At 54.5% G+C, this 26910-nt stretch carries 25 protein-coding genes and 1 tRNA gene; 13 read left to right on the forward strand and 13 right to left on the reverse strand.

Annotated features, from left to right (window positions below):
* Positions 1 to 78 precede the first annotated feature (78 nt).
* Positions 79 to 615 carry a PilZ domain-containing protein gene (locus ACZ5FM_RS02605; protein ID WP_192487856.1) on the forward strand — a complete coding sequence of 179 codons (537 nt, stop codon included), beginning with the start codon at positions 79 to 81 and terminating at the stop codon, positions 613 to 615.
* Between the two features lie 100 nt (positions 616 to 715).
* Here the strand turns inward: ACZ5FM_RS02605 and ACZ5FM_RS02610 are convergent, their stop codons facing one another.
* Entirely contained in the window at positions 716 to 1405 is a 690-nt protein-coding gene (locus ACZ5FM_RS02610; protein WP_464039612.1) for an HAD family hydrolase, read from the reverse strand.
* Between the two features lie 113 nt (positions 1406 to 1518).
* Here ACZ5FM_RS02610 and ACZ5FM_RS02615 point away from each other — a divergent pair, with 113 nt between their 5' ends.
* The 4 genes from ACZ5FM_RS02615 (at position 1519) to ACZ5FM_RS02630 (ending at position 4723) form a co-directional block, all read left to right on the forward strand.
* Positions 1519 to 2199: a GntR family transcriptional regulator gene (locus ACZ5FM_RS02615; RefSeq protein WP_192487193.1), complete on the forward strand. Its 681-nt coding sequence runs from the start codon at positions 1519 to 1521 to the stop codon at positions 2197 to 2199.
* A 180-nt stretch (positions 2200 to 2379) separates the two neighbouring features.
* A complete protein-coding gene (locus ACZ5FM_RS02620) occupies positions 2380 to 2955 on the forward strand; it encodes a biotin transporter BioY (protein WP_464039613.1) in 576 nt (191 codons plus the stop codon).
* The gene (locus ACZ5FM_RS02625; RefSeq protein WP_464039614.1) at positions 2952 to 3404 is read left to right on the forward strand and encodes a DUF1284 domain-containing protein; all 453 of its coding nucleotides are present in this window, start codon (positions 2952 to 2954) and stop codon (positions 3402 to 3404) included. The genes ACZ5FM_RS02620 and ACZ5FM_RS02625 overlap by 4 nt, the downstream gene beginning before the upstream one ends.
* A gap of 173 nt (positions 3405 to 3577) precedes the next feature.
* On the forward strand, positions 3578 to 4723 hold the full coding sequence (locus tag ACZ5FM_RS02630) for a site-specific DNA-methyltransferase (RefSeq protein ID WP_192487196.1): 1146 nt from the start codon (positions 3578 to 3580) through the stop codon (positions 4721 to 4723).
* A gap of 339 nt (positions 4724 to 5062) precedes the next feature.
* Here ACZ5FM_RS02630 and ACZ5FM_RS02635 read toward each other — a convergent pair whose 3' ends face one another.
* Both ACZ5FM_RS02635 and mutY read right to left on the reverse strand, forming a co-directional pair.
* Positions 5063 to 5674 (reverse strand): HAD family hydrolase, encoded by a 612-nt coding sequence (locus tag ACZ5FM_RS02635; RefSeq protein ID WP_464039615.1) that lies wholly within the window; start codon positions 5672 to 5674, stop codon positions 5063 to 5065.
* The gene (gene mutY / locus ACZ5FM_RS02640; RefSeq protein WP_464039617.1) at positions 5671 to 6774 is read right to left on the reverse strand and encodes an A/G-specific adenine glycosylase; all 1104 of its coding nucleotides are present in this window, start codon (positions 6772 to 6774) and stop codon (positions 5671 to 5673) included. Before mutY ends, ACZ5FM_RS02635 begins: the two co-directional genes overlap by 4 nt.
* A gap of 173 nt (positions 6775 to 6947) precedes the next feature.
* Here mutY and ACZ5FM_RS02645 point away from each other — a divergent pair, with 173 nt between their 5' ends.
* The 4 genes from ACZ5FM_RS02645 (at position 6948) to smc (ending at position 13057) form a co-directional block, all read left to right on the forward strand.
* Entirely contained in the window at positions 6948 to 8153 is a 1206-nt protein-coding gene (locus tag ACZ5FM_RS02645) for an O-antigen ligase family protein (protein WP_464039618.1), read from the forward strand.
* Positions 8134 to 8655 (forward strand): DUF721 domain-containing protein, encoded by a 522-nt coding sequence (locus ACZ5FM_RS02650; RefSeq protein WP_192487200.1) that lies wholly within the window; start codon positions 8134 to 8136, stop codon positions 8653 to 8655. Before ACZ5FM_RS02645 ends, ACZ5FM_RS02650 begins: the two co-directional genes overlap by 20 nt.
* Before the next feature lie 172 nt (positions 8656 to 8827).
* Positions 8828 to 9508 carry a DsbA family protein gene (locus tag ACZ5FM_RS02655; protein WP_192487201.1) on the forward strand — a complete coding sequence of 227 codons (681 nt, stop codon included), beginning with the start codon at positions 8828 to 8830 and terminating at the stop codon, positions 9506 to 9508.
* 84 nt (positions 9509 to 9592) lie between these two features.
* On the forward strand, positions 9593 to 13057 hold the full coding sequence (smc, locus tag ACZ5FM_RS02660; protein WP_464039619.1) for a chromosome segregation protein SMC: 3465 nt from the start codon (positions 9593 to 9595) through the stop codon (positions 13055 to 13057).
* On the opposite strand, the gene ACZ5FM_RS02665 is transcribed toward smc, so the two are convergent.
* A complete protein-coding gene (locus ACZ5FM_RS02665) occupies positions 13058 to 14035 on the reverse strand; it encodes a VOC family protein (RefSeq protein ID WP_464039620.1) in 978 nt (325 codons plus the stop codon).
* Positions 14036 to 14264: 229 nt separating this feature from the next.
* Between ACZ5FM_RS02665 and ppdK the strand changes: the two genes are divergently transcribed.
* Positions 14265 to 16940 carry a pyruvate, phosphate dikinase gene (gene ppdK, locus ACZ5FM_RS02670; protein ID WP_464039621.1) on the forward strand — a complete coding sequence of 892 codons (2676 nt, stop codon included), beginning with the start codon at positions 14265 to 14267 and terminating at the stop codon, positions 16938 to 16940.
* Between the two features lie 13 nt (positions 16941 to 16953).
* On the opposite strand, the gene ACZ5FM_RS02675 is transcribed toward ppdK, so the two are convergent.
* Positions 16954 to 17226 (reverse strand): hypothetical protein, encoded by a 273-nt coding sequence (locus ACZ5FM_RS02675; RefSeq protein ID WP_250983149.1) that lies wholly within the window; start codon positions 17224 to 17226, stop codon positions 16954 to 16956.
* Positions 17227 to 17470: 244 nt separating this feature from the next.
* Between ACZ5FM_RS02675 and ACZ5FM_RS02680 the strand changes: the two genes are divergently transcribed.
* Entirely contained in the window at positions 17471 to 18379 is a 909-nt protein-coding gene (locus ACZ5FM_RS02680; RefSeq protein ID WP_464039622.1) for a DUF1499 domain-containing protein, read from the forward strand.
* 11 nt (positions 18380 to 18390) lie between these two features.
* On the opposite strand, the gene ACZ5FM_RS02685 is transcribed toward ACZ5FM_RS02680, so the two are convergent.
* On the reverse strand, positions 18391 to 19299 hold the full coding sequence (locus tag ACZ5FM_RS02685) for an MBL fold metallo-hydrolase (protein ID WP_464039623.1): 909 nt from the start codon (positions 19297 to 19299) through the stop codon (positions 18391 to 18393).
* Between the two features lie 17 nt (positions 19300 to 19316).
* On the reverse strand, positions 19317 to 19613 hold the full coding sequence (locus tag ACZ5FM_RS02690) for a cupin domain-containing protein (RefSeq protein ID WP_250983146.1): 297 nt from the start codon (positions 19611 to 19613) through the stop codon (positions 19317 to 19319).
* Positions 19614 to 19786: 173 nt separating this feature from the next.
* On the opposite strand from ACZ5FM_RS02690, the gene ACZ5FM_RS02695 reads away from it, so the two are divergent.
* Positions 19787 to 19861 (forward strand) — tRNA-Gln (locus tag ACZ5FM_RS02695).
* A gap of 116 nt (positions 19862 to 19977) precedes the next feature.
* Here ACZ5FM_RS02695 and ACZ5FM_RS02700 read toward each other — a convergent pair.
* The 4 genes from ACZ5FM_RS02700 to ACZ5FM_RS02715 all read right to left on the reverse strand — a co-directional run bounded on the left by ACZ5FM_RS02700 (position 19978) and on the right by ACZ5FM_RS02715 (position 22234).
* On the reverse strand, positions 19978 to 20298 hold the full coding sequence (locus ACZ5FM_RS02700; protein ID WP_464039625.1) for a hypothetical protein: 321 nt from the start codon (positions 20296 to 20298) through the stop codon (positions 19978 to 19980).
* 106 nt (positions 20299 to 20404) lie between these two features.
* Positions 20405 to 21199 (reverse strand): hypothetical protein, encoded by a 795-nt coding sequence (locus tag ACZ5FM_RS02705; RefSeq protein ID WP_464039626.1) that lies wholly within the window; start codon positions 21197 to 21199, stop codon positions 20405 to 20407.
* Positions 21200 to 21573: 374 nt separating this feature from the next.
* A complete protein-coding gene (locus tag ACZ5FM_RS02710; RefSeq protein WP_464039628.1) occupies positions 21574 to 21921 on the reverse strand; it encodes a hypothetical protein in 348 nt (115 codons plus the stop codon).
* A 70-nt stretch (positions 21922 to 21991) separates the two neighbouring features.
* The gene (locus ACZ5FM_RS02715) at positions 21992 to 22234 is read right to left on the reverse strand and encodes a hypothetical protein (RefSeq protein WP_464039629.1); all 243 of its coding nucleotides are present in this window, start codon (positions 22232 to 22234) and stop codon (positions 21992 to 21994) included.
* Positions 22235 to 22441: 207 nt separating this feature from the next.
* Here ACZ5FM_RS02715 and ACZ5FM_RS02720 point away from each other — a divergent pair, with 207 nt between their 5' ends.
* Entirely contained in the window at positions 22442 to 22783 is a 342-nt protein-coding gene (locus ACZ5FM_RS02720; protein ID WP_464039630.1) for a hypothetical protein, read from the forward strand.
* A 651-nt stretch (positions 22784 to 23434) separates the two neighbouring features.
* On the opposite strand, the gene ACZ5FM_RS02725 is transcribed toward ACZ5FM_RS02720, so the two are convergent.
* Positions 23435 to 24112, reverse strand: coding sequence for a hypothetical protein (locus tag ACZ5FM_RS02725; RefSeq protein WP_464039631.1), 678 nt, complete (start codon positions 24110 to 24112; stop codon positions 23435 to 23437).
* An 82-nt stretch (positions 24113 to 24194) separates the two neighbouring features.
* A complete protein-coding gene (locus tag ACZ5FM_RS02730) occupies positions 24195 to 26909 on the reverse strand; it encodes a M15 family metallopeptidase (RefSeq protein WP_464039632.1) in 2715 nt (904 codons plus the stop codon).
* Between the last annotated feature and the right edge of the window lies 1 nt (position 26910).

Here is a 26910-nt window from a genome sequence, read left to right on the forward strand (position 1 = left end):
AGGTTCTCCGGTACACCTCGGAGGCAGTGTAGAGGATTGAACAGAGTGTCAGGTCATATTTTGCGTTTATCCGCCGCCATGTCGCTGCTGGCTATCGTTGCCGGATGCAACTCTTCCAGCCCATCGGAAGCGCTCGGCATCGGCGAAACCGGCGGCAGTGCAACCCCGGCAGCCGCAGCTGTTACGCCGGTTGTGCAGGCAAACTGCCCCAAGGTGACGGTTCTCGATAGCAATGCCGTACATCGCGTTTATGCGCGCGGCGCAAAGGATAATCCGGAACAACTGGTTTATCAGGCGTCATTGGCTGACAGCACCCGCGCCTGCACGATGAACATGGACACATTGACTGTGAATGTTTTGGTGCAGGGCCGAATCGTTCCCGGCCCACAGGCAAAGCCCGGTGCGGTGACATTGCCAATTCGCGTCTCTGTAAAAGATGGCGACGGTGAAATTTTCTCCGAGGTAACGCAGTTCCCGGTCAATATTGCGGCTGATGGTGGCGCACAGTTCATCTTCAACAATGACCATGTAGCCATTCCAAACGGCCCTGGCGGTGCACCAAAGACTGTAAACGTCTTCGTCGGCTTCGATGATGGTGTGAAAAAGAAGAAGTAACGACCTGCTAGCCCGTCAGCTTAAATGTGCTTTAGATGGGTCGCCAAAGGTTTTGAAAAATGGGCGGAAGAACAACGTGTTCCTCTGCCCGTTTTCTTTATCAGGAAATGCCGCCCCAATCGGACAGCGCTGCAACGACAGCCGGCAGGTCCATCATGCGGGCGATGACGGTTTCTGCACCCGCATCGGTCAGCTTGTCAGCGTGGCCGGGGTAGGTGTGCGAGGCGCCGGTAAAGCCGATAACGCGCATGCCAGCCGCTTTTGCTGCATGAACGCCGTGAACGGAATCCTCGACAACAACGGTCTTGGCAGGCGAGACATTGAACTGGCTGGCGCCGTGCAGGAAAATATCCGGTTTCGGTTTTACCCTGTCCGGACCAAGGTCTTTGGCCGAATAGATATGCGGATCGAAATAAGGCTTCAGGCCGACCTTGGTCAGCATCATGTCCAGACGCTTGCTGCTGGAATTGGAGCAGATGCAGCGCTGCAGCGTCAGGCGCGCCAGCGCAAACTTGACGCCTTCGATGACTTTGACGTCGCGCTGTAGGCGGGCATCCAGCAACTTCTCCGATTTGTCGAGCAGCGATGCCGACAGCGGTATGCTTGCTTCACGCTCAACAGCCAACAGAATATTGTGCCATGTCATGCCGGCAAAACGTTCGCCCATCTCTTCCACGGTAATCGGATAGCCTGCTTCTGTCAGAAGTGCGGATTCGACCTGCGCGGCAATGATTTCGGAATCGACCAGCACGCCGTCACAGTCAAAAATGATAAGGTCGAAGGCGCTCATCTGCGCTCCTTTCAGAATAACAAATCGCGGCGCTTTTAGACCATGCAGCTGTTAAGCTCAACCTGCTTGCGTTTGTTGCTCGACAAGCTCTGCACCGCATTCTATGGGAAGGCATGGCTCCTAAAGAACCCCGCAAGCCGGATGATACAATCGCGGCGCGTATCGCACGCAGTCTTGGCGACCGGATCGTTCGTGGTGAATTGTCGCCGGGTGAGCGGCTGCGGCAGGATCATATTGCTGAAGAGTTCGGTGCCAGTCACGTCCCTGTGCGTGAGGCTTTTCGTCGGCTGGAAGCGCAAGGGCTGGCCATCAGCCTGCCGCGACGCGGCGTAAGGGTTGCAGATTTCGGTCTGAACGAAGTCCGCGAAGTTGCTGAAATGCGCGCGGCTCTTGAGGTTCTGGCATTGCGCCATGCCATTCCGCACATGACTGCCGCCATTCTTGATGAGGCTGAGGCCGCAACAGCCGAAGGCGACAGCGCGGCAGACGTGCGGAGCTGGGAGGCGGCCAACCGGCGCTTTCACCGGTTGATCATAACGCCCTGCGGCATGCCGCGATTGCTTGAAACGATCGACGGGCTGCATGCGGCGAGCGCGCGTTTCCTGTTTTCGGCATGGCGTGCCGGATGGGAGCGCCGTACAGACCATGACCATCGCGCTATCCTGAATGCCTTGCGTTCTGGCAGGGGGGAGGAAGCTGTGCGTATTTTGGATGGTCACGTGCAATGGATTGGCAGAACCGCCATACGCACACCAGCTGGCTCCACGAAGGATGCCTTTGCTATCGTCGGATAAAATTATAGATAATTTTATTTCCGCGTAATTCACTGCAAATAATGACATTTATTGAAATATCTCCACAGTCTCCTGGTGGAGGCGTGTGCTATTTTTCAAGTTTTGAAGATTCCATTTGGTTTTTGGATGGTTTGATCCTTATATATTCAGAATTATCTATAATTTTGAAAAGGAAAGATAATGTCTGAAAAAGTATCTGCTTTGAACGGTCGTCTTATCGATAATCTCGAAAAGACTTTGTTCGGGAAAGTCGTCCTCGTGGTTGTCGGCACGCTGGCGTTGGCAATCGCATCACAGATTTCGGTGCCGATGGTCCCTGTGCCAATCACCATGCAGACATTTGCTGTGACGATGATTGGAGCGCTTTATGGATGGCGATTGGGCGGGCTGACAGTTTTGGCATGGCTCGCCGAGGCGATGGTCGGTTTCCCCGTTCTTGCCGAATTCAAGTCGGGCATTGCACCTTTCATGGGGCCAACCGCAGGATACCTCGTGGCATTTCCGCTAATGGCGATATTTGTCGGTTTCCTCACTGAAAAGGGCATATCGGCCAATCGGTTGTTTGCCGGCTTTTCATTGCATCTTGCCGCGAACCTGCTTTGCCTGCTCTTGGGATGGATGTGGCTGGCACAGGTGATCGGCGCTGAAAAAGCCTGGATCGCCGGTGTTGTGCCATTCCTGATTGGCGCGGTCCTTAAATCTGCTCTAGCAGCAACGGTGCTCAAGGCAACCAAAGGCCGGGTAAAGACCTCTTGAGTATACGTCTGCGCGGGCATCATCTGCTCTGCATGTTGACCTTTGTCGGTGAGGGCTACACAGCGGCCTTCACCGATAATTATCGCAAAATCGCCAAACGGCTGTCTGCCGGTGAGACAATCGAGATTGTCGATGGACCGGACGATATATGCCAACCCTTGCTCTGCAGTCAGGGCGCGCATTGTTACAAGGAAACTGTCGTGCAGCGCGATATTGCTGCATTGGATGCGGTTGGGCGGTTGCTCGGGAAAACACTGTTGATTGGTGATACGCTGAAACCCGACCACGTGTTTCTTTCACGTTTGCGGTTGGCATTTTCACACAATTCGATTCGCAAAGCCTGTCATGATTGCGAATGGAGTTCGCTTTGCGACAAGGTTGCCGCCTCCGGTTTCAAGGGCGTGAAAATCATCTCTGAAACCGTCGAACCCGCTGCGTGCCATGGTTAATGGCACGCTTGCTTCTTCTATTTGTCACACTGCGATGACCAACTGAATACAAATGAAATAATGCTTTTTCGTCAGATATTTGCGTTTTTCTGTTCCGCATTCAGTCTTTGATAACCATCTTCGGTAACCATAGGCATCAGTTCAGTTCGAGTAAGCGTATGGAGCGAGTACCGATGGCATCAGTTTATCCGCTGGCCGATTTTCGGCGTGCCGGTTTTGATCGTGCAGGGCAGGAGGATGCCTGGAAAGACAGCATCATCAAGGGCGATTGCGTAGCAGCTCTTGAAGCATTGCCGAGCCAGTCGGTCGATGCGATTTTTGCCGATCCACCCTATAATCTTCAGCTTGGCGGCACATTGCATCGTCCGGATCAGTCTGTTGTCGACGCCGTTGACAATGACTGGGACCAGTTCGCTTCGTTTGAGGCTTATGATGCTTTTACACGTGCATGGCTTCTCGCCTGCCGCCGTGTGTTGAAGCCCAATGGCACGATCTGGGTTATTGGCTCCTACCACAATATTTTCCGCGTCGGTGCGATGTTGCAGGATCTCAACTTCTGGCTCCTCAACGATATCGTCTGGCGCAAAACCAACCCGATGCCGAACTTCAAGGGTCGCCGGTTCCAGAACGCACATGAAACCATGATCTGGGCCAGCCGCGATTCCAAGGCCAAAGGCTATACCTTCAACTACGAAGCGCTGAAGGCATCTAACGATGACGTGCAGATGCGTTCCGATTGGCTGTTCCCGATCTGCAGCGGGCATGAGCGCCTGAAAGGCGAAGACGGCAAGAAGGTTCATCCGACGCAGAAGCCGGAAGCATTGCTGGCGCGTGTCATCATGTCCTCGACCAAGCCGGGCGATATCATTCTCGATCCATTCTTCGGTTCTGGTACCACCGGTGCCGTTGCCAAGCGTTTGGGACGCCATTTCGTCGGCATTGAGCGTGAACAGGATTACATTGATGCAGCTTCCGCTCGCATCGCTTCGGTAGAGCCGCTGGGTAAAGCCGAATTGACGGTTATGACTGGCAAGCGTGCTGAACCACGTGTCGCGTTCAATACGCTGCTTGAAAGTGGACTTGTTCGTCCAGGCCAGGTTCTGACCGATGTGAAGCGCCGTTATAGCGCCATTATTCGTGCGGATGGTACGATTGCTTCAGGCGGTGATGCGGGCTCAATTCACCGGCTTGGAGCCAAGGTGCAAGGGCTGGATGCCTGCAATGGCTGGATGTTCTGGCACTTTGAAGACGGTGCTGACCTCAAGCCTATCGATGAATTGAGAAGTGTCATTCGTTCTGAACTGGCAAAGGTAGAATAAACGATCCACCGCCGCGCCTGTCTGCCAGTTTCTCTTTCCGGTGTAAGTACCTCTAGTCCCGGAAGGAGATGAACGGCCCCCGAAGCGAAAGCCTCGGGGGCCGCTCTGTTTATAAGCTATTTCTGTATAGTGCTGAAATGTTGGTCATATAAGTATTGCTTTAGATAACAAAACCATGACAGTTTCACACAAGCCTGTGTCTTTATCTCTGTTTTCAGAGGAGACATGGCGAGTTGCGAAAGCATAAACGTCTCACGCATGAATTCTGAAATCCTGCCGTTTACGGCTGGACTGACGCAGGTGGGAGACCGCCATTTCCTGCCTGCGTCAGATACTCGCTCACAGCACGCCGTGCGCTTTCAAATCTTCTCTCAGCTTTTCAATGCCGGTAAAATGCACTGCCTGCCATCCGGCCTTGCGTGCGCCTTCGACGTTTGGATAGGAATCGTCGATAAACAATGTGGCCGAAGGCTCCAGATTAAAAGCCTTGTGATGTGTTTCGTAAATCGCGACATCGGGCTTTATCAATCCAACATCGCCGGAAACGGTGACCCCACGTGGCCGTTTCAAAAATGGGTACATTTCCTGCGCCTGCCGGAATGTGTCCGACGCAAAGTTGGTCAGCATCGTCACGTCACGACCGTCCTCGATCAGTCCAAGCAGGATCGCAACGGAATCGTCATAGGCGTGCGAGACCATTTCATGCCAGTTTTCGCGAAACGCACGGATATGTGCTTCTTTTTCCGGATGCTCTGCAATCAGCAACGCTTCAGCATCCTGCCAGGTACGACCTCTGTCCTGCTCCAGATTCCAGTCATGCGTACATACATTCTCGAAAAACCACTGGCGCTCTTCCTTGTTGGGAATGATGCGGCTGTAGGGAATGTCAGGATCGTAGTGGATGAGTACTTTGCCAATATCGAAAACAATATGCCGAATAGTCTGGGTCATGCAGAGGTCCTGTTATGATCGAAAGCAAACGGAATAGCCTGTTTGATCGCTTTTTTCATGACTGTTGGCAGCGCTTGCGCATCAAGATTTATGACTGGCTCCCACCATCCGTCATTGACATGATTTTGGCTGTCCGCAGGAATTTTTGCCCGGTAGATCGAAAGTCTCAATTCAAAATGGGTAAAGACATGCACGATTGCGCCTGCGGCCTCCCAGTCCGCTGGCAACGGCGCTTCTTCGGTCCCCGTCGTGCCGTCGATCCTCGCTGTCCAACCCGTTGTTGGCACTTCTGTCATGCCACCCAGCAAGCCGCTTTCAATCCGCCTCCGCAACAGGATTTCGCCGCTGTCATTGACAGCAATAAAGGCTGCACCGAGCCGCACCGGCTTGTCTTTTTTGGGTGCCTTGACCGGAAAGCGCTCCGGATTGTCAGTGGCAAGCGCCAGACAGTGCTCGTTGAACGGACAGAGTGCGCAGGCCGGACGCTTCGGCGTACAGATAGTAGCACCCAGATCCATCATCGCTTGCGCAAAATCGCCGGGACGGCCGGCCGGCGTCAGCGCAACGACCTTGGCTTTCATGGCCGGTTTTGAAGATGGCAAGGGCGCGTCGATGACAAAGAGCCGCGAGATAACACGCTCGACGTTACCGTCCATCACGGCAGCCTGCCGATTAAAGGCGATCGCTGCGACGGCGGCAGCGGTATAATCACCAATACCGGGCAGGGCTCTCAAGCCATCTTCAGTGTCCGGAAATATACCGGCATGGTCACGGGCAACGGTTTCGGCGCATTTCCGCAAATTACGCGCACGTGCGTAGTAACCGAGCCCAGCCCAGGCGGCCATCACATCTTCAACCGGTGCATCAGCCAGATCGGTAACGGTTGGCCAGGCGGCCAGGAATTTTGCGAAATAGGGTTTTACCGCCTGCACGGTTGTCTGTTGCAACATCACCTCAGACAGCCAAACGTGATAAGGGTTAGCTGTGACACCTTTTGCTGCCATGGCAGGGGATGTGCGCCATGGGAGTTCCCTGTGATGCCTGTCATACCATCGCAATAGCAGGTCGGATAATGCTGGACGGTCGTTCGTGAGGAGCATTGCACCTTTTCCGCGATATTTATGTCACGCGACACCCCTGGTGGAAACTATTTTCAACGGAAAAGCAGGGGTATGTCACTGGTAATGGCGCATTCTTTAAACTATGCCAGCCTTCTCATATAGGGCCATGCAAACCTTAGTCAATGAAAGTGGAGTTGATGAAGCCTCTGTCAATGAATGCAAACAACCATGTGTTCATTTTTGCCGTGGCGGCCTTGGCAGGTGTCGGCGGCTCGGTCACGACGATCCTGTTGATCGCCTCCATTGTCTGGGCGATTGTTTCTCTTTCTCTGAAACGTTTTCCGCCAGCCTTTTCCAGACAGGATCTTTTCCTGATTATACCAGCCATCGTCTACGTTTTGGTGCAGCTCCTCGCCATGCTCATCAATTCGGATACCGGTTTGATGCCTGCACTGCGCAAGCTGGCACCATTGCTGCCGTTCTTGCTGTTCTGGCTGATGCTGCCGCGTCTGCGCATTACGTCAGGAAGGACCCTTTTTGAGAGTTTTGTCCTGGGTGCTGCGATCTGTGGCATCCTCGCTTTGCCCATTGCCATGTGGCAGGGCGTTATTCTGCGGACTCGTGCAGAGGGCGGAGCGGGTAACGCGCTGCCATTTGCCCTGATTTGCGCTCTGTTTTCAGTGCTTGCATTGTTGAACCTGCTGTCTGAGGTCAAATGGCGCAAGATTGTTGGTTTCATTGGCTTTGTGGCTGGCTTCGTCTGTCTGCTGCTGTCTCAGTCACGCGGCATGTTGCCGGCAACCGTCCTTGCTATCGCTTTGTTCGCAATGTTTTTCCCGGCCACTATCAAGCCGTGGCTGAATATCAAGGGTGCGCTTATTCTGGCTGTTGTTGCCGTGATCATCGTGTGGTTCGGCATCAGCAGTGCCGACAGAATTCGCGATACCATTACCTACATGACCAGTGAAAATGCCACTGCAACCGACACATCATACAGTGTCCGGATGGACCTATGGAAATATGGCCTTGAGCTGGTTCAGCAGAACCCGGTTTTTGGTTATGGTGTTCAAAACAGACGTGTGCTGATTGAACAGACCGGACTGCAGTTCACCCACTTCCACAATGGTTTTCTGACGGCGATGGTTGATTCAGGTATCGTCGGTTTCCTGTCTTTGGTCGCATTGCTCTGCGCACCGCTCCTGGCCGCGATCAATGCCGCTCGTGATGATTTTTATCGCCAGCGCCTGTTTGTCGCTATCGTTTTGACTGCTACATATGTGGTTGGCGGCATGACGAACTTCATCTTCGGCCACGATATCTACGACAGTATTTTCCTGTGGTCGGCGCTGGTTATTTTTGTCACTCTGCCAGTCACAACTGAAGAGAACACGAAGGGAAATGTGCGTGGCACCGTTTAAGGGACGCAGACCATCTGTTGTCCAGATATCGGAAGTAGCCAACGGTATCATCGACCCGGTGCTGGCGCGCCGGGCAGGAATCAGCACCGCCCTGCTTGGTTCCTGGGATGAAATTGCCGGTGAAGATTTTGCCGACTGCACCCGTCCTGAAAAAATTGCCTGGCCGCGACGCGACGATGCATCCGACGGCAGCGGTTATCAACCCGGTGTTCTGACGATTGCCTGCGAAGGCGCACGTGCGCTTTTCCTGACCCATGCGCAAGGTGAACTGATTGCCCGTATCAATGGATTTTTCGGTTATCCCGCCGTGCGCCAGATCCGTATTGTGCAAAAGCCCGTTTCGCAGGCGATACTGCGCAAGAAAAAACCGCAGCCATTAAAGGGAGACGCCGCGAAGCGTCTTCACGACATGATGGAAGGTATTGAAAGCGAACAGCTTCGCAAGGCGGTGGAGCGATTGGGCACCGCAGTGTTGCAGAAACCTGCGCGCGGACGTTCTTGATCAACGGCAATAGTGTCGGAAAATACTTCCGAATGTGCACTGATATTTTAGCGAAACGAGCTTTGGTCACAATTCTTTGACAATAAGAATGAGAATGGCTGCTTGTTATGAACAGGCCGCCGCGATATCGGAAATACAGACATATCGAGTCTTCACACGAACAGGTGCTTCAATGCCTTCTTCCGAACTTACCATGACCCGCCGTAATCTTCTTGGCAGCGTTGCTTTGGCAGCGGTTTGCGTAACCTTGCCGATTTCGCTGGTTGCGGATTACGCAAGCGCGCAGGAACTGCCGCAATCCATTGGCGATGTGGACATGACGGAAGTGCTCAAGCCTGGCCCTCTGCCAGACAAGGCGCTTGGTGATGCCAACGCACCAGTCAAGATCGTGGAATACATGTCCATGACTTGCCCGCATTGCGCAAACTTCCACAACAACACCTTCGACAAGATCAAGGAAAAGTACATCGACTCCGGTAAGGTGTACTTCGTTATCCGCGAATTCCCGTTCGATCCGCGTGCTGCTGCGGCCTTTATGCTGGCCCGTTGCGCTCCTGAAAACCAGTATTACCCATTTGTCTCCATGCTGTTTAAGCAGCAGCAGACATGGGCGACAGCACAGGATGCACGCGCCGCATTGCTGCAAATGTCGAAACTTGCCGGTTTTTCACAGGAGAGCTTCGAAGCCTGCTTGACGAACCAGAAGCTTCTGGATGATGTGAACGCAACGATGCAGCGTGGTGCTGGCGAGTTTGGTGTAAACTCTACGCCAACCTTCATCATCAACGGCAAGAAGTATGCTGGAGACATGTCGCTTGAATCCATGTCGGCCCTTATCGACAGCCTTAGCTAAACGACGTTCTATTCAAATGACGGGCGGCGGATCATTCCGTTCGCCCGTTTTTTATTGCTTATGCGCTGCCGGGGATAACGATCAATGAAGTTCAACAAGCTACGCCTTGTCGGCTTCAAGTCGTTTGTCGAACCATCCGAGTTCATCATTGAGCCGGGACTGACTGGTGTTGTCGGTCCGAACGGCTGCGGAAAATCCAACCTTGTTGAAGCGCTACGCTGGGTGATGGGGGAAAACTCCTACAAGAACATGCGCGCCTCCGGAATGGATGACGTCATCTTTTCAGGCTCTGGAAATCGTCCGGCCCGCAACACCGCCGAAGTGGGCCTTTATCTCGACAACGCAGACCGCACGGCACCTGCGGCGTTTAATGATGCAGACGAAATTCAGGTGACGCGGCGCATTGAGCGCGAAAATGGCTCGGTTTATCGCATCAATGGCAAGGAAGCCCGCGCCAAGGACGTGCAACTGCTGTTTGCTGATGCATCAACCGGTGCCCGCTCTCCATCGATGGTCGGGCAGGGCCGTATTGGCGAGTTGATCAACGCCAAACCGCAGGCCCGCCGTCAGTTGCTGGAAGAGGCAGCCGGCATTTCGGGTCTGCATTCCAGACGCCATGAGGCGGAACTGCGTCTGCGCGCTGCGGAAACCAATCTTGAACGTTTGGAAGATGTAACGGCGCAGCTGGAAAGCCAGATTGAGAGCCTGAAACGTCAGGCCCGTCAGGCAAACCGGTTCAAGAGCCTGTCTGCCGATATTCGTGCCCGCGAGGCGATGTTGCTGCACATCCGTTGGGTGGAAGCCAAGCAGGCGGAAGGCGAGGCCGAAAGCGCACTCAATCAGGCCACTGTTCTGGTTGCTGAAAAAGCCCAGAAGCAAATGGAGGCGGCCAAGGAACAAGGCATTGCCAGCCTGAAGCTGCCGGAATTACGCGAGAATGAAGCGCGTGCCGCAGCCGCCTTGCAGCGCCTGCAGATTGCCCGAACCCAGCTTGATGAGGAAGCAGGCCGCCTGCTCAGACGTCGCGATGAACTGACGAGACGCTTGGCCCAATTGGGAGAAGACATCGCCCGCGAAGAGCGGCTGGTTGCCGACAATGCCCAGATACTGACACGGCTGGATGCCGAAGAGGCCGAGCTGGTCGAGACACTGGCCGATAGCGGGCGTTATGCCGAGGAAACGCGTGAAGCCTTTGAGGCGGCCGCAGCAAAGCTCAGCGAAAGCGAAAATGCCGCAACGGCACTGACGGCCCAGCGCGCGGAAGCGGCTGCTGCCCGTACCCAGCTTGAACGCGCCATTCGTGATCTCGCCGACCGCAAGATGCGCCTTGAAAAACAGGCGCAGGACGCGTCCTCCGAACTGGATGCCATCTCCGAAAAACTGTCTTTGCTGCCAGATCCTGCTGAAAAGCGCTCGGTGGTCGAGGCGGCGGAAGATGCGGTCAGTGACGCGCAGATTGCGGTTGAAGATGCCGAAACGGCACTGACGGAAGCGCGCAGTGGTGAGGCCATGGCGCGTGCACCGGTGGATGCCGCGCGGGCGCGGGTAAACGGCCTTGAAACCGAAGCCCGTACCATTTCACGCATGCTGGCGGCCGGCGCAAGTTCTGGTACATTCACGCCGATCGCTGAAGAATTGACGGTTGGCAAGGGTTTTGAGGTGGCTCTTGGCGCGGCCCTTGGCGATGATCTTGAGAGCTCACTTGATCCGGCGGCTCCGACCTATTGGAGCGTCAGCGGCGACGCAAGCGCTGATCCTGCGCTGCCAACCGGACTTGCCTCTCTGGCCGAACATGTAAAGGGTCCGGCGGCCCTGTCGCGAGCGCTGAAGCAGATCGGCATTGTCGCAAACATTGAAGACGCACTTCGCCTGATGCCGAAGCTGCAAACCGGCCAACGGCTTGTGACGCGTGAAGGTGCGGTGTTCCGTTGGGACGGCCATGTCACCGGCGCAGATGCCCCGGGAACGGCCGCCCTGCGGCTTGCGCAGAAAAACCGTCTGGCTGAGCTGGAAGGCGAGGTGGAAGAAGCGCGTTTTGCGCTCTCGGAAGCCGAAGAACTGCTTGCGGCGACGGCGGATGAAATTCGTCTAGCCGATATTCGCCTGAATGAAGCGCGCGAAATGAGCCGTCTTGCCGTGCGGCATCTGGCGGAATCGCGTGACGCGCTGTCCAGTGCAGAGCGCGCCTCCGGTGACCTGATGCGCCGTCGCGATATCGTCAGCGAAGCCGTCAACCAGATCCGGTCGCAGATCGAAGAGGTTGTCATTCAGGAAGAAAATGCGCGTATCGAAATGGATGATGCGCCTGATCTGACTCTGATCGATACCCGTTTGCGCGAAGTCCAGATGGAGGTAGCAACCGATCGTGGCCTGCTGGCCGAAGCCCGCGCCCGTCACGAAGGTCTGAACAGGGAAGCCGAAGCCCGTCAGCGCCGTATCAACACCATCGCGCAGGAGCGCAGTACCTGGCAGGCACGTGTTGCCAGCGCTTCCGATCATATTTCGACCTTGCGTGAACGTGAGGAAGAAGCCCGCGAAGAAATGCTCGATCTCGAGGTCGCGCCAGAAGAGTTCGATGAAAAACGCCGAGCGCTTTTAACGGAACTGCAAAAAACCGAAGAGGCCCGCCGTCTGGCCGCTGACCAGCTGGTGCATGCGGAAAATCTGCAACGTGAAGCAGACCGCGCGGCTGCGACGGCACTGTCAGAACTGGCGGAGGCCCGCGAGCGTCGCGGTAGAACCGAAGAACGTCTGGTATCTGCGCGCGAAAGACGCCAGGAAACCGAACATCGCATCCAAGAGACGCTCAATGTCGGTCCACATCAGGCCTACCGCCTGACGGGCCTTGCCGTTGATGCAGCGCTGCCTGATCTGCGCGAAGTGGAGCGTGAACTTGATCGCCTCAAGATCGAACGTGAGAGACTGGGTGCGGTTAACCTGCGTGCGGATGAAGAGCAGGCAGAGCTTTCGGAAAAATTGACCGCTCTGGTCAAGGAACGTGATGACATCATTGATGCCATCAAGAAACTGCGCGCCGGTATCCAGAGCCTTAACCGCGAAGGACGCGAGCGTTTGATCGCTGCCTTTGACGTGGTCAATGGCCAATTCCAGCGGCTGTTCACGCACCTGTTCGGCGGTGGCACTGCGGAACTGCAATTGATTGAATCGGAAGACCCGCTGGAAGCCGGTTTGGAAATTCTTGCCCGCCCACCCGGCAAAAAGCCGCAGACGATGACGCTTTTGTCCGGTGGCGAGCAGGCATTGACGGCAATGGCGCTGATCTTTGCTGTGTTCCTGACCAACCCGGCGCCGATTTGTGTGCTGGACGAGGTGGACGCACCGCTGGACGACCACAACGTCGAGCGTTACTGCAACCTTATGGATGAAATGGTGGCGTCAACCGCAACGCGGTTCGTCATCATCACCCATAACCCGATCACTATGGCCCGCATGAACAGGTTGTTCGGTGTGACCATGGCAGAGCAGGGTGTGTCGCAGCTCGTGTCTGTCGATCTTCAGGCCGCAGAGCGGCTTGTCGAGGTTGCGTGATCAGGCTTTTTGCAGTCTAAGGCCGGTTCCCCAGGGATCGACAGCTTCAACATCGCCATTCTCAAGCTGGGAAACCTTGTAACCTGCCGCCTCAAGACGATCCCGCTGCTGCTTGATGTCTGCCGCGTCGGTGATCTTCAGCGAGAACCAGGCAAGCCCGGTCTGCTTGTCATCGCGCAATTCGGCGCCCCGGCTGTTCCAGGTGTTGATAGCGACATGGTGATGATACCGCCCGGAAGACAGGAAGGCAGCGTCCTCACGGTTGCCGCGTGTCGAGGCGAGGCCCACTGCATTTTCATAAAACGCACGTCCCTTAGCGATATCGCCGACCCGCAAATGCATGTGCCCGATACGCAGATTATCCGGCGCAATCGTATAGTCGTCCTTTGTTGTATCGGTCAGCGCGACGATGTCGTCGATATCAAGTTCCTTGGTGCCCATCGTCACCACATCGCCATCCCACTGCCAGCTGTCCTTCTGACGGTCACTGTAGACTTCGATGCCGTTGCCTTCGGGGTCGTTCAGATAAACGGCTTCACTGACATTGTGGTCGGCAAAACCGGTAACCGGTGCCTGCATTCTTGCGACATGCACAAGCCAGCGGGCAAGATCCTTGCGGGTGGGCATCAGGTAGGCGATGTGGAATAGGCCCGCAGCACTCTGGCTCTCAAATTCCGCCTGCGGCAGGTGAATGAGATGCAGCAGTGGTATGCCACCGGCACCAACAATGACGGTGTTGCCGTTGCGCGCAATCTCGGTGAAGCCCATCACCTGCCGGTAATAGGCAAGCATGTTATCAAGGTTTTTTACCCGGATTGCGGCCTCGCGGACATGCATTGGCGTGGTCAGAGCAAACGGCAGGGCATCGGTGGAAAGGGTCAGGTTGGTCATGCCTTCGGCTTTGACAGCACCGGCCAGGGCAGCGCTGGCAGATGTCACGCCAGCAAGTTTCAGAATATGTCTGCGAGAAAGGTTCATGGAAAAAATCCGGGAGTGAGATTGATTTCCCTTACGCCGCGTTTTGTGCTCTTGCATCTCACGAATGCGTCAACCGTTTACGGAAAATTCGTGATCCTGAGAGGCAAAGCATGCAATCGCCTCATTTCTGTTGCACTGCGCCGAAGCAGTTATACGGTATCGATTTTAAATAGCCGGATGATGCTATAAAGATTTGAAAAACAAGACCGCTTCTGGGTGGAGAGCGTTGATGAAAAAATGGGTCTACACCTTTGGCAACGGGGCAGCCGAAGGCAGGGCGAGTGACGTCGAGATCCTTGGCGGCAAAGGGGCGAATCTTGCCGAAATGGCAAGTCTTGGTCTGCCTGTGCCACCTGGCCTGACCATCATCAGCGAAGCATGTGGCTGGTACCACGTCAACGGCCGCGATCTGCCTGACGATCTGAAACAACAAGTCATGACAGGTATTGCCGACATGGAGGCCATGTCGGGTCGTAAATTCGGCTGCGGTTCGCAACCCTTGCTGCTTTCAGTTCGGTCCGGCGCAAAAGTCTCGATGCCCGGCATGATGGACACTGTCCTCAATCTCGGCCTCAATGATCAAACCGTGGAAGCGCTGGGCCATGATGCTGGTGACGCACGTTTTGCCTGGGACAGCTATCGCCGCTTTATCCAGATGTATGCCGATGTGGTCATGGGCCTCGACCACGAGGTTTTCGAGGAAGTGCTGGAAGATGAAAAGGCACGCCTCGGTTATGAATATGACACCGAGCTTTCTGCCGTCGAATGGCAGCACATCGTCACGCTCTACAAACAGATCATTGAAGATGAACTGGACGAGGTATTCCCGCAGAACACCGAAGTGCAGTTATGGGGCGCCATCAAGGCTGTTTTTGCCAGCTGGATGAACCCGCGTGCCGTCACCTACCGGCAGCTTCACAATATTCCGGCAGCTTGGGGAACCGCGGTCAACGTCCAGGCGATGGTGTTCGGCAACCTTGGCTCTACCTCGGCAACCGGTGTTGCTTTCACGCGCAATCCATCAACCGGAGAAAAAGCCCTTTACGGCGAGTTTCTGGTCAATGCGCAGGGCGAAGATGTCGTATCCGGTATTCGCACACCGCAATCAATTACCGAAGAAGGCCGTATTGCATCCGGCTCGGACAAGCCGTCCATGGAAAAACTGATGCCGGAGGCGTTCGAAGAATTCGCCGGCATCTGCGGCGACCTCGAGCGGCATTACTGCGATTTGCAGGACATGGAGTTTACCATTGAGCGTGGCAAGCTTTGGATGTTGCAGACCCGCGCTGGCAAACGGACAACACGTGCAGCACTCAAAATCGCTGTCGATATGGTGGATGAAGGGCTGATCTCCCGTCATGAAGCAGTATCGCGCATTGAGCCCTCGTCGCTGGACCAGCTTTTGCACCCGACGATTGATCCGCGCTCGCAGCGTCCTGTCATCGGCTCCGGTCTGCCTGCCTCCCCTGGAGCTGCCACCGGTGAAATCGTCTTTACCGCAGAGGCAGCCGTTGCTGCGGATGCGGAAGGTCGCAGCGTCATTCTCGTGCGGATGGAAACCAGTCCTGAAGATATTCACGGCATGCATGCCGCAGGCGGTATCCTGACGACACGCGGCGGCATGACCAGCCACGCGGCCGTTGTTGCACGCGGCATGGGTATTCCCTGTGTCTCCGGTGCCGGTTCCATGCGTGTTGATTTGCGCAACAACACGCTGGTCGGGCTGGGCTGTGTGCTCAAAAAGGGTGACATCATCACCATTGACGGCTCCTCCGGGCAGGTATTGCGTGGTGAAGTGCCGATGGTACAGCCGGAGTTGTCGGGTGATTTTGCCCGCCTGATGTCGTGGGCTGATGAAGCGCGCCGTATGACCGTTCGTACCAATGCCGATACGCCGCAGGATGCGCGTGCTGCCCGCGCCTTCGGTGCCGAGGGCATTGGCCTTTGTCGTACCGAGCACATGTTCTTTGAGGAAGACCGCATTCATTCCATGCGGGAAATGATCCTCGCCGACAGTGAAGAGGGCAGGCGGGTCGCACTTGACCGGCTGTTGCCCATGCAGCGGTCCGACTTCACCGAAATCTTTAAGATCATGCATGGCCTACCGGTGACCATCCGCCTGCTGGACCCGCCCTTGCATGAGTTCCTGCCGAAGACCGATGGCGAAATCGTTGAGGTTGCGGCGGCCATGGGCATGCCGCAAACCGTATTCCGTCAGCGGCTGGATGCTTTGCACGAATTTAACCCGATGCTCGGCCATCGCGGTTGCCGCCTTGCCATTTCCTATCCTGAGATCGCCGAGATGCAGGCCCGGGCGATTTTTGAGGCAGCGGTTGCCGCCGCCAAGGAAACTGGCGCGCCTGTGGTGCCGGAAATCATGGTGCCACTGGTTGGCTTGCGCTCAGAACTTGATTACGTGCGTGCCTGCATCGACCGCGTTGCTGCCTGCGTGGCCGAAGAAACCGGTGTGAAGATCGATTATCTCACCGGCACGATGATCGAATTGCCGCGGGCCGCATTGCGCGCCCATATCATTGCCGAAGCGGCCGAATTCTTCTCGTTCGGCACCAATGACTTGACGCAGACGACCTTCGGTATTTCGCGTGACGATGCGGCGCGGTTCATCACGACCTATCAGCGCAAGGGTATCATTGAGCGTGATCCGTTCATTTCGCTCGATTTTGACGGGGTTGGTGAGTTGATCCGTATTGCTGCCGAGCGCGGCAGGCAGACCAAAAGCGATCTAAAGCTCGGCATCTGCGGCGAGCATGGTGGCGACCCGGCATCGATCCATTTCTGTGAAGATGCGGGGCTGGATTATGTGTCCTGCTCGCCGTTCCGTGTGCCGATTGCACGGCTGGCCGCCGCGCAGGCTACTATAGCGGCAAGGGCATTGTCCGCCTGACTGACGGTTCGCGCTAAGACGACTTCTGAACGATCACCCGACGTTCAATAACCACCGGTTGGCGGAAGAACATGTCGTTCTGCCGTTGCTGCCAGCTGCGTGCTTCTGCACGACGGTCCAGATCGATATCGAGCAGGCATCTGGCCATGGCATCTGTTCCGACTTTGAAACCATAACCGCGGCAGGTTGCCTCGTCGGCAGCACGCCGCTCTTCCGGTGTCATGGTTTGGCAGGACGCCAACGTCACTGCCGCGCAAAACAAGCCGATGAGAGAGAAAATACGCATCTGAACACCTCCAATGCCGAATGGCCGTGATGCACATTTTCTACAACGAATAGAATGGCATCTGGTTCGACTGATACGCTCGTTTGATCGCTTTCGGAAGAATTTCTTTTGTCGTCACGTTTGCCGCAAGGCGAATCCGGTCTATTTACTGGCAGATGGTGATTCTTGGGCCATTGGTCTAACCGTCCGTTGCCGGATGGCAGGCTTCATATAACGACTGAAAAATATCCGGGTGGCTGTTTCCATGGCTGTGCGCTTCGTTCGACCTGTTTCCCGTGCTGCCGCTGCCTCGCGTTATTTCGGCCTTGTCGCACTGTGCCTATTTGTGTTTGCTGTGCCGCTGTTCCGGTTCGGGCCACTCACCATGCCGGACTTTGTCAGCCTCGTGCTGATTTCTGCAGGCCTGGCGCTTGTCGCATTGCTTCTGGCATTTTTTGGTCTTTATCGGCTGTGGATGACAGGGGCAAAGGGCGGTCGATCTGCCTTCAAAGCCATCCTGTTATCAGCTCTGCCTTTGGGCATAGCGATTTGGGCAGGTTTTCTCTATTGGCAAAACCCTGTTCTTTACGATGTCTCGACCGATACCACTGATATCCCTGAATGGATCGAGGTGCCCACGGCCAACCAGCAATGGTTTTCTCGTCCGCCAATCACAGCCGAAACGAGGGCGGAACAGGCTGAAGCCTATCCCGGTTTGACCGGGCGGCGTTATGAAGGCGCGGTGGACCGTATCTATCAGGCGGCACGTAAAGTCGCGACGGCGCAAGGCATCCGTATCACCGAGACACGCGGGCTTGCAGGCGCCATTCCTGACCAGCCGGAAGCGTTACCCGCGCCGGAAGAAAACCCATCGGGTGAGACCTTGAATGACGAGCCACCGGCAAATGTGCCGGTACCGCTGTCGAGACCGGCGGATGCACCGCGACCAATGTTTGGGACGGGCGGCGATGTGCTGGTGCAGGGCGCGACACGCTCCTTCATCCTCGGTGCGCGTTTTGATGTCCTGTTGCGGCTGCGGGAAGAAACGGAAACGACGCTGGTTGATATCCGCGTTGCCTCACGTTTTGGCCCGCATGATCTCGGTACAAGCGCCAGTCTGGCGGAAGCTTATCTGTTGGCGCTGGATGCTGAGATGCTCGGCATAGGGGACTGATCCCTTAAGTCTTACGTCGGGAAATAATGTCCTGACAGCGATGGCGGGCCATCGGTTTGAACGCGCCCCTTTTCAAGCAGGTCTTCCAGATGCGCCAGAACCGAAAGTGCTGCAGCGCCGTGCAGACGCGGATCGGTGCTTTGGTAGATAACCTTGACCATGTCGGGTATTCTGCGGTCGCCAGCTTTTATCCGCTCCAGAACGGCCCGTTCGCGCATACGGCGATGGGTCCTCAATCCCCGCATAAAAGAGGAGGGGTCTTTCACCGGGCCTCCATGGCCGGGCAGGAACAGCCTGTCGTCTCGCTCCAGCAGCTTTTCCAGTGAAGCCATATAGTCGCTCATCGCGCCATCCGGTGGTGCCACAATGGTGGTTGCCCATGCCATGACATGGTCGGCGGAAAATACGATGCCGGTACCTTCAAGCGCGAAGGACGCATGGTTTGCGGTATGGCCGGGTGTGTGCAGCGCCGTCAACGTCCAGCCATCACCTGCTATGCTCACATTGTCGCCAATGGCGATATCCGGCGCGAAGGCGTAGTCGGAGCTTTCTGAGAACGGGTTGCGTTCATCGGCATGCAGCGGACGTGCGGACCGGTGCGGACCTTCAGCCACGACGATGGCACCGGTGGCATCTTTCAACCGGGCAGCAAGCGGCGAGTGATCGCGATGTGTATGGCTGACAAAGATATGGCTGACTTCCCGACCTTTCAGGGCGTCCATCAGAGCTTGGAAATGCGCGTCATCTTCCGGCCCGGGATCGACAACCGCAACCGATCGGTTACCAACGATGTAGCTGTTGGTGCCGTGAAAGGTAAAAGGCGACGGGTTGTTGACGGTAATCCGCTGGACATGATCGCTGACCGGAACGGCTGTACCATAGGCGGGCAGAAATTCGCGGCTGAATTCCGGGTCTGACATCTGTCTGGCTAACGCCCTTATTTGTATTCGATTTCGATAAATGACATCGGCTCGTCACCAGCATTGACGACATTGTGCGAAACACCTGCCTCCCGCCGATACGGCATGCCGCGCGGTGTGTCGACACGACGACTGCCATTTTCATCCTCGATCAGGAAGTGGCAATCAGTCATCGGCACCACGACGTAACCAAGCCCGTGGGTATGGTGGCCAGTATCGGCACCTGGCTCAAAGTCCCAGCGGATAATCCGCACGACATCGTCATCGAGCAGTGTGGTTGGCGTGGCTGGGGGACGTGCGCTGTATTTGCTCATGTGCACTTTCAAGCAAAATGGTCGGCAATATCGGTCGCTTTATGAACTACCATGAAGATGGTCCGGTCCTAACAAGAAATATTGCAGTTCTGCAAACTTAATGATTGCCGCTGCCCTTATGCTTTGCTAATCAGGCGCCACTCGAATAGCAGCGCTTCGCCCTGCTGTTTTGTTGGGGCGTCGCCAAGCGGTAAGGCACCGGTTTTTGGTACCGGCATTCCCAGGTTCGAATCCTGGCGCCCCAGCCATTGCTTAATTATTCAATGAAATCAATGGCTTGGATAACATTAGAGAAAACTAAGTGTTACAGTCTTGTGGCTGATACACATGGGCCTGTCTAACACAAACGCCCCATATGATTCTCTTACAACGCCGGAAGATGTTCATCTAATACGGCTTCAATTGATCGCCGTCTCTCTTGAGCAACCTGTGGGCAGTCAAAAAACCAATCAGTTTTAGCAATCGCCCATGGTTGAGTATCGCTATTCAGACTAGTCAGGATTTCTAACTGCCTATTAGGTGCCAATTCAGTTTCGTCAAATTTGGTTGCAGGCAAAACTAATAGCGACCCTTGTTTAGATGCTATTTGATAGAGTTCTTCGACAGAAATTGCGGCGTCGGTCCTTGTGACGATGACGTGCTGCATTTGAATATTGTTTCGTGTAAGCACATATACATTCAGCATAGCAGGGCTCCTTTAGTGAATCGCATGCATGATCTAATATAACATAACGTCAATGATTGTGCGTTTTGTTCTTTTAAGGTGCCAAGTCAATTAGTGCGCGCTTAAGTCAGATGTCCCACTGTCGTTCAAGTAAGTTGTTTTTAATACGGTCCTTAAGAATGTTATCCACCAATGGATATTGTGGGAGATATACGCCACCCACATCAAAGGCATGGCGCACAAACTCTGGATTCAGCGATGCGGGAATAGCAGACGTCGTTCCCCGTGCATAAGCAAAAGCGTCTACTATCAAGCCATACACCACGGCCCAACCGATAGCATCGGATATTACCCGGTGGTTGTCGAACGTAAGTTGATGCTCACTCGGTGCTATAAGGTGGGCGCCGACTTCTGTTTCCCTGACCTGCTGAACCTGAAAGTGCCTTAGTATGTTGGCGAGCCGATCCTGTGAAATGGAATCAGCATACTGAATACACTGCTTTAGCTCGGGAATAATCGACTCCGGCATCCGATGGAACGCTGTGGGTCGTGGGATTCGAAAACCGGCAGGCTCATGTCCCGGCGCAAACCTAAACATGAGATTATTTCGGGCTACGGTGGCCATTTCCGATAAAAGAGAGGGAAGGACTGCACGCGCTGCGATGAGAGAGTTTTCTCGCCGTTCGTCCTCGAGATCGTTGTTTTGAGTTATCTGGACTCGGTTTCCTCTAAGCGCCACCCATGCAGCGGCTATTGTGAAGGCGGCAACGACGAAGCTACCAAAGACGCTAATCCACGTTTCATCTTTGATCTTAAAATCAATCACCATAAATAGCAGCAGAAAGATGATTGTCGCGAAGAACGCGCCATCAACAAAACTTCTGAGTGAGGATATTTCCTTCTCTCTTTTCCTACGCATCATCTTATCCTCAAAAGCCACCGGACGAAGATGAAAGCCATCGCCGCGATATATCCGTAACGTGAAACCACTACTGTGCCTCTTCTCTCTTCAAGCAAGATGAGAAAATTGCACCAGCCATCAACGCCCTGGCATCGCTTGTTTCCCCCTTCAATCCGCATTCGGTAAAGGCAATACAATACTTCTCGTCCAGTCTACGGCGCTGGATTTGCGCTTCGGGACTCATAGGCGGCTCGGCTGTGCCTGACAGCTTAATCTTTGCTTCAAGGTGCGCGTCAAATGCAGAACGAACGCAAGCGGTTTGTGCATCATCCGCATGGACCACGCTTGAGCCGGAAAGAACCAAAAGGGTGCATATCAACACTAGATTCATATCGTCAGTCGTGCCGGGCACTGGCTTTACTTTGGCGAAGCAATGACGCTTTTTCCCTTCCAACTCCGACACGATTGCCAACAAGGCCGAGAAATACGGTCAAGATGAAGACTGCCAGCCACCAACCCGCGAAAGCGGTGCCAAAGACTGCAATTCCGAAAGGCGGCATGAGTAATGACGCAAGCGCCAGCCCGCCACCGACAAACGATGTCGTCCATTTTTGCTGTGTTGTCGTCCACGTCATGCGGATGATTTGGCGTCGCATAAAGCGCGCCGTGGCACGATAGTTGAGTTGCATTGAAAGATTCCCCTGCCTACGCACGATTGTGACTCGCTGGAAGCGCTTAAACAAGAAAAACCCGCCGGTGAAGGCGGGTTTCCATCAACTTATTGGGTTTGTTTCGTGGGTCGCTAAGTCATGATCAGGCCACTGCGAATGCAGGCACAATCCGTTTCGCCTGTCGGGCGGCATCGCTGTTTTGATCGATGATAATCTGTTGAACCATATCCACCGGCATGATTGCGCAATCTGCAAGGGCTTCTGCGATCTGGTATGGCTCGAATTTGCCGCTAACCATGCACTGCGTCAGTCCCTCGTTGAGGCGCTTGGCGAGGCCGTTTGTCAGGTTTTCGAATACGTCTATAGGAATGTAGATATTGCGCATGTGACTTCCGGGAGGTTGCTGTTGATGCACGAATCTTAGGGTGCGTCGAATCCCGTGTCTAGTAGTTATGTGAAATAATTATCAGTAATAACAATGGCTTAGCTAAGTAAACGCTTACTTATTTACGGCTTATCTCTAACTTGCAGTCAGTTTCACGGTGAGGTAGTAAATTCACTACTCTTAATAGTTGTGGGGCGGGGGTGTGATTTGAAATTTATAGGGTTATTGGTGGTTTTGTTGCTGACAATTCCGGTTTCTGCTTTTGCAGACGAAACCCGCGAAAGTGAACTTAAGGAGGTTCAAAACGCGCTGTTTAAATGCCACGATTTCACCGTGCGAAAACTGGTTCGTTCATACGGTAAAACAGCCGATCCTGCAGCCCTTGCTGACATGGCGTTTCAAGAGTGCCACGAGTTTGAAGAAATGTTGCGGCAAACAACGTTTAGAGAGAACGCAGATAAGGATCAGGCGAAAATCGCGTTTGCAGACTTTAAGATGGAGATTCATTCAATTTTGACCGAAATGATCAAAGTTCTTCAAAAGGACTAAATTGAAAAACACCATCTATCACTCTTTAAATCTAATCTCTTCTAGGAAGGTGACATAGCTTCGCCCAGCACAATGAAAAGACATGAACCTATCGGTAATCGTCTTTTCAATGCTGAGCGAAGCTATCCGATAAACCTCTTCTGAGGCCACCACATCGCACACCATATGACGGGGCGAAGGGGGAGGACAAACCAAACTAGAGAACCTTTTACAGGTAAGGCGGGGTCAGTTGTCGCCTTTTATCTCTGGCTTCTTCAATCCCTCTGAAAACGGCCACCCTTACGGCGTGGGCGGTTTCTTCAAGATCAAAAATGGCGCAAACGCATCATACCAGTTTGGCGATATTGATGCGCTTTGTGGGTTACAAGCTACCAGTAGAGCCCACTCCCGCAAAATCTGACATTATGGCGTGAAATCATCGGCGGCTATGCCAACCTATTCATGAAGCAGGATAAAGTCAGATGCTGCTTTTACCACACCATTATAGCAGTTCTGTTTTGGCGTAAGTGAAGTTTATTTGCAATTATAGGAAATATTTCTCATGAATCCCGCATGAGAATTGCTATAATAGCCAGAAGTTGCACAGCAGCGGCAACTGTCTTCATAACACCCGGCGAGGTCAGATGCGCCGGGTGTTTTCTTTTGTGCTTTTTACAAAGTAATACTTAGGGAAATTGGCGGCTCGTTACGAATATTGCGTCGCCTGCGTAGTTCCTCGAACAAGAAATCTCTGACAGGCAGTGAGCGGTCATAAGACCATCCCCTTGAACCGGATGGGTGAGGAATATGCGCTGCAACAGCGCCGTAAGTTCCGGACCAATTCACCTCATGCGCTTCGAAGCCGCGACCGGCGGCATGATATGCGTCTGGAATTGCGACGTCGAATACCTTTTTCCTCCACAAGGTCGTGCCACACACCAGAATAATTTCCGCTTCTGTCGCCTTAACTACCTTACGAAATGCTCTTGGTGCATCTTGCTCCCACATCCAGTCTTGTGGCCGCTCATTTGGTTTTTGGGCTGCAATCACCGGGATGTAATTATAGAAAATGACGGAGTTCCAGAAATCGTTCCGTTCACCAGATGACAGACCGCGTTGCAGTCTGCGACTTAGAAGTCGTTCGACGCGATTGAAGAAGGTTTCCCGACGGCGCTCTTGGAAGCCGCCTGAGAGATACCATTCTATAACATTTCGGGTGAAGCCTTCCGGGACCGGCTCACCAATCGGAATGTCATCCGAATAATGAGCTTCACCGAGAACCATCACCCGTGCACCACCTAAAAAGTTGTCTTCGTAACCGTAGTTTGAGCCTCGCCAGTGGTTATCCATTTTTTCTCCTCGAATGCGTTGCAGGCCATTAGTCAGACAGAATCCTTCGACGGCCCTAATCGACGCATACATTTGAAAATAATTATCGGCTCCTGCTGTTGGCCCAATTTCCGGGGCGGGTCTGTCGGCGCATCTCGTCAGCAATCAGTCCACGCATGGTCGCGTCCATGGCCTTAGCCATCTGGCGCGCCATATCTGCGTTTTGCTCTGGCGTGCCACCGCCCTGCGTGTTGACCGTCACAGGCGCGTTGATTGTAACTGCCTGCGATTGGTTGCTGGTGAAACCGCCGGAGAGTCCGGTGGAGAGCGATGGCGGCTCTGCCACATATCCACCAGCCTCATATCCTTTGAGCGCGCCACGGTGCATCTTGTCGAGGTTATCCACGCCAAGCCGCTCAACAGCCCGTTTGCTCATGACGTATTCGCCACGATGCACAATCCCAGCCGGTGCCTGTCGGTTGCCGTCGCCGGTATAGCCGCCACTTTCGAAACCAAAGAGCGCACCGAACAATCCGCCAAGGATGCCACCAAACCCGCCACCGGATGCACTGCCACCACCGAACAAACCGGCAAGCGGACCTTGCCCCATAAGCACGGCCTGAAGACCGACTTTAATCAAGGTCTGCAACATGGACTGCAAAGCCTGTTCTGCCGTCATGGTGCCAGACAAAAGACCGGCAAGGGCATCCGTGATCTGCGTGCCAAAGAACTGGCCTGCTTCTGCAAGCCCTTCCTGTCTCTCACGAAGACGTCCGGTCGCAAGTTCGGCCTGTGCCATCCCTTGTGCAAGCTGGGCAATTTCCGCACGCTGCTGGGGTGAAAGCTGGATGCCTGCGCGCTGTGCTTCGTTGAGCATCTGCTGTTCATAGCGAAGTGCTTGCGCCTGCATTTCGGTCATGCCAAGCGCCTGCTGTTCTGTGCGCTGTGCGGCTGTGTATTCCTTCGCGCCTGCCGTGATCTGCCCGTATGCGTCGGACTGCCGTTGCGCTGCTTGCGTCAACCGTTCGATTTCGGTGGCGGCGTCCTTTGAGCGGGCGCTGGCGTCTTCAATGTGCCAATTCTCGTTAGAGAGCGGAAAAGACAGGCCGTAGTTGCTGGCGTTTGCATGCACCCATTGGCGGGCGGCGTCAGAACCATAACCGAGGTCAGCGGCAAGCCCTTTGTTGTGGTTGGAACGTCCGGGCGGTGCCACCCATTTTCTGGTAGCTTCGGGCGTGCCGTATTTCTTCAGATTTTCCAGCCAGATTTCATTCTGGCGCTGCACCGAACGGAAACCGGAGTTGATCGTTACACTGCCCTGCAATTCCTTCGGCATGCTGGCAATCATGGTTGCAAGCCGCTTCTGGAAATCGACCTGCATGCCAGTGATGTGCGATTGCGATTTGCCGGAACCAAGGATTGCGGAAAGGTAGCTTGCCGGATCATCGGTCGCGGATTTGATGTTGAGCGATGCCAGCGCCTTGCCGCGCATTTCGTTAGCCAGGGCGATTTCACGCTGGCCTTGCGCCATGGAAATCGACTTCTGATAAACGGCTTCAATCTGGGCTTTCTTGTCGAGGTCAGCCAGCGACTTAGCCAGTTCCGGCACTTCATTCTTGAGCGCGCGGATAGCATCGGCAAAGCTTTTGATGTTGGCCGTTGCCTTTGCCGCCGCGCTGTCGGTGCCGCTCATGGCTGCATTCAGGTCAACAATAGGTGGCTTGGCGTTGCGGGATTCTTCGCCGGTCTTGTAAATGAAGTTTTCAGAATAACCGTTGCGACGGTCCAGAACGTCACGAAGGCGCATTGCTTCCTGTGTGAGTTCTTCGATCTTCTCTTTCTGGCGATCGATATTTAGATCGACCGTGGCGTCGTCTGGGAAGGCAAGCTTTTCCGTCTGGAGGTCGGCAAGCCGTTCCTTTGCTTCCTGAAGATCGTCATAGATCGCGATCAGGCCACGCTGAACGTTCTTTGTCGATTGTTCCTCAATCTTGTTCCAGCGATCAAGAAAATCGTCCATCGCAATCACAAGTCCAACAACGGCTTTCTTCGTGAATGTCGAAACGGTAGTCGCGATCTGTTCAAACCGGCGGTCCAGTTCGTCGGCACGGGCGATCACTTCATCGTCAAGAACAAGGCCGAGTTTGTGGGCTTCGTTGATAGTGGCGCGGATGCCATCGGCACCTTGCGCCATGAGCTGCACAAATTGCTCGCCACCAGTGCCGCCAAAGAGGTCTTCGAAAAGACGTTTCTGCTCGAACTGCTCAAGGCCACGCATCCGTTCAAGAATTTCGGCAAGCAACGCAGAAGGGTCGGCTAGCTTGCGCTTTAACTCTTGTGCAGAATAACCAAGGCGGCGAAATGCCTCTGCACCTGCGCCAGTTCCATCGGTGAGATACTCGTCTGACCGAATGTGAAGCTCTTTCATGCCATCTACAAGGGCGTCAATCGGGACACGGGCCTGATTCGCAACGTGCGAAAGCTCTTGAAAAGCACGATTGGACAAACCGGCGCGTCGAGCTTCATTGCCGATATTGGCAATGCCTTTTGTCAGGTCGGCAACGCGCCCAATAATGGCATCCAGCCCGCCAACAGCAAGCCCGCCAATCACGCCACCAGCAAGCCCCTTGCCGAAAGCGCCCATCGTCTTCATGGCGTTACCCATTGCCCGCTCAATCCCGGAACCAGCCTTTTCGGCGTCGGTCTGGATTTGTTTAAAGCCGCTACGGGAGCGCTGTTTCTGGCGCTCCATATCCCGTTCATATTTATCGAATCGGGCGGCGAGGGTGACAAGCAACTGTTGGCCTTCGTCTGCCATA

The organism is Agrobacterium sp. 5Ca50 (assembly GCF_055381905.1).